This is a genomic window from Bradyrhizobium sp. 170 (assembly GCF_023101085.1).
Lineage (GTDB): Bacteria > Pseudomonadota > Alphaproteobacteria > Rhizobiales > Xanthobacteraceae > Bradyrhizobium.
This window is the reverse complement of the sequence record NZ_CP064703.1, coordinates 5,609,432-5,621,811: the sequence shown is the minus strand read 5'-3', so window position 1 is coordinate 5,621,811 and position 12,380 is coordinate 5,609,432. Positions and strand designations below refer to the sequence as shown.

Below are 12,380 nucleotides of genomic sequence, written 5' to 3'. Positions count from 1 at the left end.
CCATGTACGTTGCCGTCAAGGGAGGCGAGCGCGCCATAGAGAACGCCCATCGACTGCTGGCGCATGAGCGGCGCGGCGACCGCGACGTTCCCGAACTGTCGCTGGCTCAGATATCCGAGCAGCTTTCGCTCGGCGTCGACCGCGTCATGACCGAGGGCTCGCTCTACGACCGCGAACTTGCGGCGCTGGCCATCAAGCAGGCGCGCGGTGACCTGATCGAGGCGATCTTCCTGGTCCGGGCGTTCCGCGCCACGCTGCCGCGCTTCGGCGCGACCGAGTCAGTGGACACCGGCGCGATGCGGGTGCAGCGACGGATTTCGTCGACGTTCAAGGATATTCCGGGTGGACAGATTCTTGGTCCCACCTTCGACTACACCCATCGCCTGCTCGACCCCCAGCTCGCCGAGGGTTTAGCGCCCGAGGCTCCCGCGACAGGGGATGCTTCTGCCGCAGCGACCCCGCGCGTGACCGATATTCTGGGCCGTGACGGACTGATCGAGCCGTCGCCGGTCGCGGATGCTGACGCTCCCGTCGGTGACCTGACGCGCGAGCCGCTAAATTTCCCAGCGGACCGCGATCTGCGCCTGCAAAACCTGGCGCGCGCCGATGAGGGTTTTCTGCTGGCGCTCGGATATTCCTCGCAGCGCGGCTATGGCCGCAACCATCCCTTTGCCGGCGAGATCAGGTTCGGCGAGGTGGAGGTTGAATTCATGGCCGAGGATGCCGGCTTTGCCGTTCCACTCGGTTCGGTCGCGCTGACGGAATGCCAGATGGTCAACCAGTTCAAGGGCTCGGCGACGGAAGCGCCGTGTTTTACGCGCGGCTATGGCCTGGCGTTCGGGCAAAGCGAGCGCAAGACCATGTCGATGGCGCTGGTCGATCGCAGCCTGCGCGCCCGCGAGCTCGGTGAGGAGGTGATCGCGCCCGGCCAGGACGAGGAATTCGTGATGTCGCACTCGGACAATGTGCAGGCGACCGGCTTCGTCGAGCATCTCAAGCTGCCGCACTACGTCGATTTCCAGTCCGAACTCGGCCTGCTGCGAAAATTGCGCAAGGAGTTTGCCGAGGCTAATGAGGGCCCGCAAATGCAAGAGGCCGCCGAATGAACGCGCCGGCTTACAATTTTGCCTATCTCGACGAGCAAACGAAACGGATGATCCGCCGCGCGATCCTCAAAGCGATCGCGATCCCCGGCTATCAGGTGCCGTTCGCCAGCCGCGAGATGCCGATGCCCTATGGCTGGGGCACCGGCGGCGTGCAGGTGACGGCGGCGATCCTCGGCCCTGATGACGTGCTGAAGGTGATCGACCAGGGTTCCGACGACACCACCAACGCGATCTCGATCCGGAAATTCTTCGGCAAGACGGCCGGTGTCGCGACCACCACGTCGACGGCGGATGCCACCGTGATCCAGACCCGGCACCGGATTCCCGAAGCGCCGCTGCATGCGGGACAGGTGCTGGTCTATCAGGTGCCGATCCCTGAGCCGCTGCGGTTCCTGGAGCCGCGCGAGACCGAGACGCGGCGCATGCATGCGCTCGGCGAGTATGGCCTGATGCATGTCAAGCTGTACGAGGATATCGCGCGCTTCGGCCATATCGCGACTTCCTACGCCTATCCGGTGAAGGTGAATGCGCGCTATGTGATGGACCCGTCGCCGACGCCGAAATTCGACAATCCGAAGATGGACAATTGCCCGGCGTTGCAACTGTTCGGCGCGGGGCGCGAAAAGCGCATCTATGCGATTCCGCCGCATACCAATGTGGTGTCGCTCGATTTCGAGGACCACCCGTTCACGCGCTACCGCTTCGACGCACCCTGCGCGCTATGTGGCGCCGGCGATTCCTACCTCGACGAAATCGTCACCGATGACAAGGGCGGGCGAATGTTCGTCTGTTCCGACACCGATTACTGCGAGCAGCGTCAGCAGGCCGGCCATCGCGGCAGTGAGAGCGCCACGCCGCACAGGGAGAGGGCGCATGGCTGAGCCGAGAAATCCGGTGCAGAACGACGAGCCGCTTCTGGTCGCAGATCACGTTGGCAAGACCTACGGTCGGCTGACCGCCTGCCGCGACGTATCCTTTGCGCTCTACCCCGGCGAGGTGCTGGCGGTCGTCGGTGAGTCCGGATCGGGCAAGTCGACGCTCTTGCAACTGTTGTCGGCGCAACTCGCGCCGAGCGCCGGCTGCGTGTCGTACCGGATGCGCGATGGCGCGTTGCGCGATCTGGCCGCGTTGGGTGAGGCAGAGCGCCGTTTTCTGTTCCGCACCGACTGGGGCTATGTGCATCAGGACCCCGCGCTGGGCCTGCGGATGGCGGTTTCGGCCGGCGCCAATGTCGGCGAGCGGCTGATGGCGGTGGGCTGGAATCACTACGGCCGCATCCGCGATACCGCCTCGTCCTGGCTGGAGCGGGTCGAGATTGATACCGCGCGCATCGACGACGCGCCGCGGACCTATTCGGGCGGCATGCGGCAGCGGCTGCAGATCGCGCGCAATCTGGTGACCGAGCCGCGCCTGGTGTTCATGGACGAGCCGACCGGCGGGCTCGACGTCTCGGTGCAGGCGCGTCTGCTCGATCTGATGCGCAATCTCGTCAACGAGCTCGGGCTTGCCGCCATCGTCGTCACCCATGATCTCGCCGTGGCGCGGCTGCTGTCGCATCGCGTGATGGTGATGAAGGGCGGTCGTGTCATCGAAACCGGCCTGACCGATCAGGTGCTCGACGATCCCCGCGAGCCCTACACCCAATTGCTCGTTTCCTCGATTTTGCCGGCATGAGCGCGCCAATGACTGCGATGATCGACATCACCAACGCCGAAAAGACCTTCACCATGCATCTGCAGGGCGGCGTCGAGTTGCCCGTGGTACGCGGCGTCTCGTTCCATGTTGTATCAGGCGAATGCGTGGTGCTGTCAGGCCCATCAGGCGCCGGCAAATCCTCGATCCTGAAAATGATCTTCGGCAATTACCGCTGCGATGCGGGGCGGATCGGCATCCGGCACCGAGGCACGGTGATCGATCTTGCCACGGCCGAGCCGCGGCAGGTGCTCAGCGTGCGCCGCTCGACCATCGGCTATGTCAGCCAGTTCCTGCGTGCGGTGCCGCGGGTCGCCACCATCGATGTGGTGGCGGAGCCCTTGATTGCGAACGGATCTGCACGCGCGGAAGCTCGCGAGCAGGCGGGCGCGCTGCTGCGCCGCCTCAACATTCCCGAGCGGCTGTGGGGACTGCCGCCATCGACGTTCTCCGGCGGCGAGCAGCAGCGGGTCAACATTGCGCATGGTTTCATCTCGGACCTGCCGATTTTATTGCTGGATGAACCGACCGCCTCGCTCGACGCTGCCAATCGCGCGGTCGTCGTCGAGTTGATTGAAGAGAAGAAGCGTCAGGGCGTTGCGATGGTGGCGATCGTCCATGACGATGAAATTCGCCATCTGATCGCTGACCGGATCGTCGACGTGACATCATTTGCCGCCGCGGCATGAAGGAAGAATGTGAGATGACTTCGAAGCACGAAACCATCCTCGGCAACGCCCGCATCGTGCTGGCAGATCGCGTGATCGAGCGCGGCTGGGTCGCGTTCGCCGATGGCCGCATCGCCGAATACGGCGAGGGCAGTGCGCCGTCAGGCAGCGAGGACGCCGGCGGCGACCTGATCATGCCCGGCCTGATCGAGCTGCACACCGACCATCTCGAAATGCACTATGTGCCGCGTCCGAAAGTATTCTGGGATCCGATCGCGGCGGTGGTTTCCTACGACGGGCAGTTGGCCACCTCCGGCATCACCACCGTGCTGGATTCGCTGCGGGTCTGGCGCGAGGATGGCGCCGAGGAGGTTGACGGCAGGGCAGGCGTGCTGGCGGAGGCGATCACATCCGCGCGCGACGCTAACCTGCTTCGTGCCGATCACTTCCTGCACCTGCGCTGTGAAATCCCGATGCCCAGCGTGGTCGAGGAAGCCAGGGAATTGATCGACCGGCCGGACGTGCGGCTGATGTCGCTGATGGACCACACGCCGGGGCAGCGCCAGTTCCGCGACGAGGTCAAGCTGCGCGACTATTATCGCGGCAAGGGGGGCGGCAAGACCAACGCCGAACTCGATGCGCTGTTCGAGAAGCGCTTCCACTATCAGAAGACGTATGCTGCGAGCAACATGCGCGAAATCGTGGCCCTTGCGCATCAATATGAAATCCCGCTCGCCAGCCACGACGATACGACCGAAGAAAATGTCGCTGACGCGATCCAGGATCGCGTTTCGGTGGCGGAGTTTCCGACCACGATGGAAGCCGCGCGTGGGCTGCATCAGGCCGGCATCGGCATTCTGATGGGAGCGCCGAACGTGGTCCGTGGCGGTTCGCATTCCGGCAACATCGCCGCCATCGATCTCGCCCGCGAAGGATTGTTGGATATCCTGTCGTCCGACTACATCCCCTCGAGCCTGTTGATGGCCGCACTGCAGTTGCCGCGACACGCGCCCGCGATCGATCTGGCGTCGGCCGTTCGCACGGTGACAAAAACGCCGGCCGAAGCCGTGGGCCTTGCGGACCGTGGCGAGATCGCGCCCGGCAAGCGCGCCGACTTGATCCGGGTGCATGTCGCGCGCAACATTCCGGTGGTGCGCAGTGTCTGGCGCGAAGGGCGGCGGGTCGCATGACGGAGACGCTGACGACCACAACAGCAGATCAGACCGCTGCCATCGGGCCGGGCCGGTTGGTGCTCGTGGTCGGCCCAAGCGGCGCGGGCAAAGATACGCTGCTGAGCCTTGCCAGGGCAGCCTGTGCCGATGATCGCAACATCGTGTTTCCACGGCGTGTGATTACGCGCGAAGCGTCGGCATCGGAGGAAAACCAGGAGGCCAGCATCGGCACGTTTCAGGAGGCGTTGATGCGTGGCGACTACGCCATGCACTGGGAAGCCCACGGCCATTGCTACGCGCTGTCGCGCGCGATCGACGACGAAATCCGCGCCGGACGCACCATTGTTGCCAACGTGTCGCGCACGGTGATCGGTGCGATGCGCCGCGCCTATGCCGACGTGGTGGTGATTTCAATCACCGCGCCGCCAGACGTTCTGGCCGAACGGATTGCAATGCGCGCACGAAGCAGCGACGGCATGGTCGAAAACCGCCTGCGCCGCACGGTCGAGGACGCATCGGCCGCGCCCAACGTGACCATCGTCAATATCAGCAGCGCCGAATACCATGCCCGCCAACTCGTCCGCGTTATCAAGGGCGAGAAATGGGACGATTGAAAGGAAACCGGAAATGACCGTTGTCGCGACCATCGAGCAGCTCGAGGCCATCTACGGCTTTCCCAACGATGCCTCGACCGTCAAGGTCGCGGACAGGGTCACGCCGGCCTATCGGGCGTTGATGGACAAGTCGCCGTTCGTGACGCTCGCAACCTGCGGGCCGGAGGGGCTGGACTGCTCGCCGCGTGGCGACCAGCCGGGCTTCGTTCGCGTCCACGACGAGAAGACGCTGATGATGCCGGACCGCCGCGGCAACAACCGCTGCGATTCGCTGCGCAACATCGTGCGCGATCCGAGGGTGGCGCTGTTGTTTCTCATACCGGGCTCCGGCAGCACGCTGCGCATCAACGGCCGCGCGCATGTCTCGGCCGATCCGGAACTGCTCGCGTCGTTCAAGATGGAGGGCAAGGCGCCGCGCACCGTCATCGTCATGACGGCGGAGGAGGTTTACTTCCAGTGCGCGCGCGCCATCGTGCGCTCCGATCTCTGGAATCCCGACACGCGCGTCGACCCCCGAAGCTTGCCGACGCCCGGCCAGATCCTCGCCGAGATGAGCGACAACACCGTCGGCGGCGAGAAATACGACCGCGAATGGCCGGAGCGCGCGCGGCAGACGATGTGGTGATGCGCCGATATCGCGTCGCGATCTTGCGGCGGGCATACGGTAAGCCATCCAGAACGAGCGACGCGGGCACCTTAAAGCCGATGGTGTCAGGCGTAGCGGATCACCTTTTCCGCGCATTTGAGGAAATTCCGGACCAGCGGATTGAGAGAATCCCGGCGCCAGCAAACCGCGACGTCGATGGCATCGTCGGCGTCGAGGAAGGGCCGGAACACGACGCCGGTCGGGCATCCGAGCTGGGCGCAGGCGGGAAGGATCGCCATGCCTTCGCCGGCAAGGACGAGGCTGAGCGCCGAGTGCACCGTCTCGACCCGGTTCGCGACCGTCATGCTGACCTGATGCCGCCGGAGCAGCGACGCCACAACGGAGGCCGCCGGATCCTCGGCAGGCCCGGGTAAACTTATCAGCGGGCGGCCTTGCAGCTTTCTCACCGGCACGGCCGCCGAGCGCGCCAGCTGCGAGCCGGCCGGCATGGCCAGCATCAATCGCTGCTTTCCGATCGTGGAGACCTCGATCTCGCTGTGGCGAATTGCGGGCATGCACAGCGCGACAGTCACACTGTGATCCAGCAGCCGTGCCTCACGCGTCGATGCGCTCAGTTCGATGAACTCCAGATCGACCTTGGGTAGGGACCTTCGAAGCTCCGGAACGAGCCTCGGCAGCACGGCGTGGGCAAGCGCGAACATGTAACCGACCGACAATCTTCCCCGGCGCCCCGCCGCCACTGCGCGGGCGGCCTCAAAACCTTCAGCCGTCAGGGCCAGCGCTTCACGCGCGCGCGACAGCAAGGCGCGGCCGGCCGCCGTCAGCTCCATTCCCCGCGCGCCTCGACGAAACAGCGGCGTTCCTACTTCCGATTCCAATTTGCGGATCTGGACCGACAGTGGCGGCTGCGCCATGCGCAGGCGTACGGCCGCCCGGCCAACGCTTCGCTCTTCGGCTACGGCAACGAAATAGCGGAGACGCCGAAGGTCCATTTTTGCTATACCGAACTCGTATGGGTCAGTTGTGCGATGGTATTGGACCTGAAGTCAATCTGAATGTCATCTTTGCGTCATTCGACCCAGGGGACTTTCGCGATGAGCGATGAACTGTGCTTCCTGCCTGCGACCGAACTCCGCGCGCGGATCGTCCGCAGGGATGTTTCACCGGTCGAAATTACGCGTGCCGTGCTTGCGCGTGCCGAGCGGATGCAGCCCGAGTTGAACTGCTTCATCACGCTGTGTGGGGATGAAGCCATGGCCGAGGCGAGGAACGCAGAGCGTGAGGTGATGGCCGGGAAGCCGCTGGGCCTTCTTCACGGCATCCCATTCACCGTGAAAGATATTGTCAACACCAAGGGGGTGCGAACGACCTTCGGAGCGATCCCCTACAAGGACAACGTGCCTGACCATGATGCGGTCGCCGTGGCGCGAATGCGGGCAGAGGGTGCCATTCTCGTGGGCAAGACCACGACGCCGGAGTTCGGCACCAAGTGCCTGACGGATTCGCCGTTGTTCGGCCGCACGCGCAATGCCTGGAGTGGCGCGCGCTCGAGCGGCGGTTCAAGCGGGGGGGCGGCGGTTGCGGTTGCAAGCGGCATCGCGCCGCTTGCCATCGCAACCGATGGCGGCGGCTCGACTCGGATTCCGGCAGCCTGCAACGGCGTTGTTGGCCTGAAGCAAAGCAACGGCGCTATTCCCCACAGTCAGGTGCAGGACGCGTTCGGCAATCAGACCTACGTGACGCCTACGACGCGCACCGTCGCAGACACCGCCCTGATGATGCAGGCGATGTCGGGAGAAGACGCTTCCGATCCGTGGTCGATCGGATTGCCGCCGTGGAATTTTGTCGAGGGATCGGCGCCAAACGGTGATCTGCGCGGGCGCAAGATTGCATTCTGCCTCGCGCCGCTCGGCCTGCCAGTTGCGGCCGATGTCGTCGCGGCATTCAAGGTCGCGCTTGCCAGGCTGGAGGCCCTCGGGGCCGAGGTCGAGGAAATGTCCGGCGACGGATTTGAGGTGGAGCCGATCTGGCGCGCCATCAATCACACCGCCTGGCGCGCGCGGTTCGAGAAGCTTGCCGCCGATCATGGCGATGAGCTGAGCGAGACCTTCATGAAGCAACTGGCGCTGGCCACGAAGGTCAGCGGTGTTGACTATCAGCGGGCGATGTTTGACCGTACGGCGCTGTTCCGGCGGGTTCAGACATTGCTGCAAAGGGTCGACATTCTCGCGATGCCAACCATAACCCGAACCGCGCTGCCGATCGATCAGGACCTGTTCGGCACGATAGACATCGACGGGCGGGTATTCAGCGACGTGCGGCCGAGCTGGTTTCCCTGGACAATGCCGTTCAACATGACCGGTCATCCTGCCGTCAGTCTGCCCTGCGGCTTTGACGCGGACGGCCTGCCGATCGGCATCCAGTTGGTCGGACAATTCCGTGGAGACGTCGAATTGCTGCGCGTCAGCGCGCTGTTTGAGGCCTCGCAAGATCTTCTCGGCCGGTGGCCGAATCTAGCCGGCTAAGCGAAAATGCGGCCGCCACCACGCTTGATCGCTAACAAGGGACTGGCTGCTAACAAGGGAATCGGGACTTGAGCGTCTTCATTTTCCGCCGCTTTCTGACGCTGGTAGCGACGCTGGTCGGCGCGTCGCTGATTATCTTCCTTGTCCTGGATGCGTTGCCCGGCAACGCTGCACAGATGCTGATGGGCGCGGATGCCTCGCCTGATGCGGTCCGGGCGCTGACGGTCAAGCTCGGGCTGGATCAACCGCTGCACTATCGGTACGTCCATTGGATCGCGGGAATGCTGACGGGCGATCTCGGCAACAGCTATGCCTATGGCACGCCTGTTGCAGCATTGATTGCTGAGCGTCTTACGCTGACAATTCCATTGGCGATCATGTCCATGTCCATGACGGTCGTGCTGGCTCTGTCCGCCGGCATCTATACGGCGGCAAATCACAACAAGCTCGGCGATGTGGGCGTGATGTCGCTGACGCAGTTCGGCATAGCGCTTCCCAACTTCTGGTTCGCCATCCTGCTTATTTTGCTGTTCTCGGTGAAGCTGCAATGGCTTTCGGCCGGCGGATTTGCGGGCTGGGATGAAAGCATCATTGCCGGGATCAAGTCGCTGCTGTTGCCTGCGATCTCGCTATCGGTGGTGCAGGCGGCGATCCTCGCACGGGTCACGCGCTCCGCGGTGCTTGAGGTGCTGCGCGAGGATTTCGTGCGCACCGCGCGCGCCAAGGGCTTGAGCAAGCGCGACGTATTGTGGCGGCATGTACTGCGCAACGCGATGATCCCTGTCATGACGATCATGGGCCTTCAGTTCGCCAACCTGCTGGCGGGGACGATCGTGATCGAGAACGTGTTCTATCTGCCGGGTCTCGGCCGACTGATTTTCCAGTCGATCGCCAATCGCGACCTGATCGTGGTGCGCAACTGCGTGATGCTGCTGGCGGCCGTGGTCGTCATCGTCAACTTTGTGGTCGATGTGCTCTATGCCTTCATCGATCCGCGCATCAAGGTTCACAACCTATGAGCACCCCGCTGAGCGCCTCAGTCGAGGTTGCAGCCACCGTCGCGCGTCCGCGGCTCGCGAACGGCTTCTGGCGTCGCGCGCTGCGCCATCGCAGCTTCGTTGCGGGCGGCACGCTCAGCCTGATGGTGCTCTGCGCCGCCTTGCTGTCGCTGGTCTGGACGCCGTGGTCGGCCTATGAAATCGACGTGGCCTCCAAGCTGCGGCCACCGTCGGCCGCGCACTGGCTCGGCACCGACGTGCTCGGCCGCGATATCGTCTCGTTGCTGCTGGTCGGCGCCCGCTCTACCATCATGGTCGGCATCATCGCCGTCGGGATCGGTCTCACCTTCGGGGTGTGCCTTGGGCTGATTGCCGCCGCGCGCAAGGGCTGGACCGAAGAGCTCATCATGCGGATGAGCGACTTCACCTTTGCGTTTCCTGCGGTGCTCTCGGCCATCATGCTGGCGGCCGTCGCCGGCCCGGGCATGGTGACCTCGATCATCGCCATCGGTATCTTCCAGATTCCAACTCTGGTCCGGCTGACCCGTGGATCGGCCAATGCGATCTGGGCGCGGGAGTTCGTGCTGGCCGCGCGCGCCTCTGGCAAAGGCGGCTTCCGCATCACCATTGAGCACGTGCTGCCGAACGTCCTGCCGATCCTGATCGTGCAGGGCACGATCCAGTTCGCGCTCGCGATCCTGGCCGAAGCGGCGCTGTCCTATCTCGGCCTCGGCACACAGCCGCCGCAGCCGTCCTGGGGCCGCATGCTGAACGACGCGCAGACGTTGCTGTTCCAGTCACCGATGCTCGCGGTCTATCCGGGCGCTGCGATCGCAGTTGCCGTGCTTGGCCTCAATCTGCTCGGCGACGGGTTGCGCGATCTGCTCGATCCCCGGCTGGCGCGGGAGCGTTGAACATGAGCAAGTCCGCCAACGCGCCTTTGATCGAGGTCAGGGATCTCGGCGTCCGGCTCAACACCAGCCGCGGTCCGGCGCAGGCCGTTCGCGGCATCAGTTTCTCGCTGAAGCGCGGCGAAACCCTGGGTCTCGTCGGTGAATCCGGATGCGGCAAGTCCGTCACCGCGCTCGCGCTGATGGGCCTGCTGCCCGACAGCGCCGTCGTCAGCGGCAGCATCCGGCTCGACGGCAGCGAACTGGTGGGCCTGTCGGATGCGAATTACTGCAAGCTGCGCGGCAATCGCATCAGCATGATCTTCCAGGAGCCGATGACTGCGCTCAATCCGATGCACACGATCGGCCGTCAGGTGGCCGAGCCGCTGCGGCGTCACACCAATTGCTCGGCGGCAGAGGCCCGCAAGGAAGCCATCGCCTTGCTCGATCGTGTCGGGCTTCCCGATGCGGCGAAACGCGTCGATGCCTATCCGCACCAGTTCTCGGGGGGCCAGCGGCAGCGTGTTACCATTGCCATGGCGCTGGCCTGCCAGCCCGACGTGCTGATCGCCGATGAGCCGACCACGGCGCTCGACGTCACCATCCAGGGACAGATCCTCGATTTGATCGCAGACCTCGTTGCCGAGCGCGGCATGTCGATGATTCTTATCTCGCACGATCTCGGCGTCATCGCCGAGAATGTGCAGCGTATGATGGTGATGTATGGCGGCACCGTCGTCGAAAGCGGCGCGACGGATGCCGTGTTCACGCGCATGGGGCATCCCTACACGCAGGGTCTGTTTCGCGCCCGCCCGCGCCTTGGTGCGCGCAAGGGGACCCGGCTGCAGACGATCGCCGGCACCGTACCCGAGCTTGCCGATCTGCCCTCGGGGTGCACCTTCGCTGACCGCTGCGCGATCGTCGAGGATCGTTGCCGCGTGGCGCTTCCGGCCGCGGTGGACGTCGGCGCCGGCCATGGCGTGCGCTGTCTCAGGACGGATGTTTCAATGGCTGAGGCGGTCGGAGTTTTGGGCGCATGACCATGCTGGACCAATCGTTACCGTCCGCCGAACTGCCGCTGCTCGATGTAAAGGATCTGGCGCAGCGCTACACGCTGCCGCGCGAAAGCGTGTTCAAGCCGGCCGGGCAGGTGCACGCGCTCAACGGCGTCACCGCGCAGGTGATGGCAGGCCGAAGCCTCGGCGTGGTCGGCGAGTCCGGATCGGGCAAGTCGACCTTCGCGCGGCTGGTGATGGCGCTGGAGCAGCCCTCGTCGGGGTCGGTGTCGCTGATGGGCCGTGACCTGCACCGGATGCCGGCTGGCGAATTGCGCCGCGCCCGGCGTGATTTCCAGATGGTGTTTCAGGATCCCTATGGCTCGCTAGACCCACGACAGACCATTGCGCGTATCGTCGCGGAGCCTTTGACCGCGCTCGGGCGCATGGATCGCGCCACGCTGCGTCAGCGCGTTGCCGGCGTGCTGGGGCAGGTCGGGCTGCGCGACGCCGACATGGACAAGTTTCCGCATGAATTCTCCGGCGGCCAGCGTCAGCGCATCGCGATCGCGCGTGCGCTGATCACCCAGCCAAAACTGATTGTCGCCGACGAGCCGGTCAGCGCACTCGACGTCTCCGTGCAGGCGCAGGTGCTCAATCTTCTGCAAGACCTGCAGGATCAGTTTGGGTTGAGCTACATCCTGATCAGCCACGATCTCGCGGTGGTGGATTATCTCTGCGACGAGATCGCGGTGATGTATCTCGGGCGGATCGTCGAGCAGGGGAGCCCTGAGGATCTGTTCGCGCATTGCGCCCACCCCTACACGCGGGCGTTGCTCGAGGCCGTGCCGCGCGCCCGCGCCGGTGGGGTACGCCGCCGCCGCGGCGCCCAGTCGATCGCTTCGCAGTCGACCGGCGCGACAGGGTGCGCCTACGCATCGCGCTGTCCACTGGCCGACCAGCATTGCCGCGACACCGCGCCGGCGCTGCGCAATTTCGGAACGGCGCACCTTGCGGCATGCCACCACGCCGAGGCCGTGATGGCATTGCCTCCAGTGTCGTCGGAGGAGAGTTAGTCTTTTGTGCGGGACTGGCTTAGTCTGGTCACGCGAT

The 12,380-nt window shown here is 64.6% G+C and carries 13 protein-coding genes; 12 read left to right on the top strand and 1 reads right to left on the bottom strand.

What is annotated here, in order from left to right; all coding sequences use genetic code 11:
* Positions 1–2 precede the first annotated feature (2 nt).
* The 7 genes from IVB05_RS26130 to IVB05_RS26100 are packed head-to-tail and all read left to right on the top strand — an operon-like array spanning position 3 to position 5,877.
* Positions 3–1,106 (top strand): carbon-phosphorus lyase complex subunit PhnI, encoded by a 1,104-nt coding sequence (locus IVB05_RS26130; RefSeq protein ID WP_247778818.1) that lies wholly within the window; start codon positions 3–5, stop codon positions 1,104–1,106.
* The gene (locus IVB05_RS26125) at positions 1,103–1,987 is read left to right on the top strand and encodes an alpha-D-ribose 1-methylphosphonate 5-phosphate C-P-lyase PhnJ (protein ID WP_247778817.1); all 885 of its coding nucleotides are present in this window, start codon (positions 1,103–1,105) and stop codon (positions 1,985–1,987) included. Before IVB05_RS26130 ends, IVB05_RS26125 begins: the two co-directional genes overlap by 4 nt.
* A complete protein-coding gene (phnK, locus tag IVB05_RS26120) occupies positions 1,980–2,780 on the top strand; it encodes a phosphonate C-P lyase system protein PhnK (RefSeq protein WP_247778816.1) in 801 nt (266 codons plus the stop codon). The genes IVB05_RS26125 and phnK overlap by 8 nt, the downstream gene beginning before the upstream one ends.
* An 8-nt stretch (positions 2,781–2,788) precedes the next feature.
* Positions 2,789–3,487 (top strand): phosphonate C-P lyase system protein PhnL, encoded by a 699-nt coding sequence (gene phnL / locus IVB05_RS26115; RefSeq protein WP_247778815.1) that lies wholly within the window; start codon positions 2,789–2,791, stop codon positions 3,485–3,487.
* A 14-nt stretch (positions 3,488–3,501) separates the two neighbouring features.
* Positions 3,502–4,656, top strand: a complete 1,155-nt coding sequence (locus IVB05_RS26110) for an alpha-D-ribose 1-methylphosphonate 5-triphosphate diphosphatase (protein ID WP_247778814.1) — start codon at positions 3,502–3,504, stop codon at positions 4,654–4,656.
* A complete protein-coding gene (gene phnN / locus IVB05_RS26105) occupies positions 4,653–5,252 on the top strand; it encodes a phosphonate metabolism protein/1,5-bisphosphokinase (PRPP-forming) PhnN (protein WP_247778813.1) in 600 nt (199 codons plus the stop codon). The genes IVB05_RS26110 and phnN overlap by 4 nt, the downstream gene beginning before the upstream one ends.
* A gap of 13 nt (positions 5,253–5,265) precedes the next feature.
* On the top strand, positions 5,266–5,877 hold the full coding sequence (locus IVB05_RS26100; protein ID WP_247778812.1) for a pyridoxamine 5'-phosphate oxidase family protein: 612 nt from the start codon (positions 5,266–5,268) through the stop codon (positions 5,875–5,877).
* 86 nt (positions 5,878–5,963) lie between these two features.
* Here the strand turns inward: IVB05_RS26100 and IVB05_RS26095 are convergent, their stop codons facing one another.
* On the bottom strand, positions 5,964–6,851 hold the full coding sequence (locus IVB05_RS26095) for a LysR substrate-binding domain-containing protein (protein ID WP_247778811.1): 888 nt from the start codon (positions 6,849–6,851) through the stop codon (positions 5,964–5,966).
* 102 nt (positions 6,852–6,953) lie between these two features.
* Here IVB05_RS26095 and IVB05_RS26090 point away from each other — a divergent pair, with 102 nt between their 5' ends.
* The 5 genes from IVB05_RS26090 to IVB05_RS26070 all read left to right on the top strand — a co-directional run bounded on the left by IVB05_RS26090 (position 6,954) and on the right by IVB05_RS26070 (position 12,343).
* Positions 6,954–8,384 carry an amidase gene (locus tag IVB05_RS26090; RefSeq protein ID WP_247778810.1) on the top strand — a complete coding sequence of 477 codons (1,431 nt, stop codon included), beginning with the start codon at positions 6,954–6,956 and terminating at the stop codon, positions 8,382–8,384.
* 68 nt (positions 8,385–8,452) lie between these two features.
* Positions 8,453–9,403 (top strand): ABC transporter permease, encoded by a 951-nt coding sequence (locus IVB05_RS26085; RefSeq protein ID WP_247778809.1) that lies wholly within the window; start codon positions 8,453–8,455, stop codon positions 9,401–9,403.
* A complete protein-coding gene (locus IVB05_RS26080) occupies positions 9,400–10,296 on the top strand; it encodes an ABC transporter permease (protein WP_247778807.1) in 897 nt (298 codons plus the stop codon). Before IVB05_RS26085 ends, IVB05_RS26080 begins: the two co-directional genes overlap by 4 nt.
* A gap of 2 nt (positions 10,297–10,298) precedes the next feature.
* Positions 10,299–11,312: an ABC transporter ATP-binding protein gene (locus IVB05_RS26075; protein ID WP_247778805.1), complete on the top strand. Its 1,014-nt coding sequence runs from the start codon at positions 10,299–10,301 to the stop codon at positions 11,310–11,312.
* Complete coding sequence (locus tag IVB05_RS26070) at positions 11,309–12,343, top strand: oligopeptide/dipeptide ABC transporter ATP-binding protein (RefSeq protein WP_247778804.1); 1,035 nt, start codon at positions 11,309–11,311, stop codon at positions 12,341–12,343. Before IVB05_RS26075 ends, IVB05_RS26070 begins: the two co-directional genes overlap by 4 nt.
* Positions 12,344–12,380: the final 37 nt, after the last annotated feature.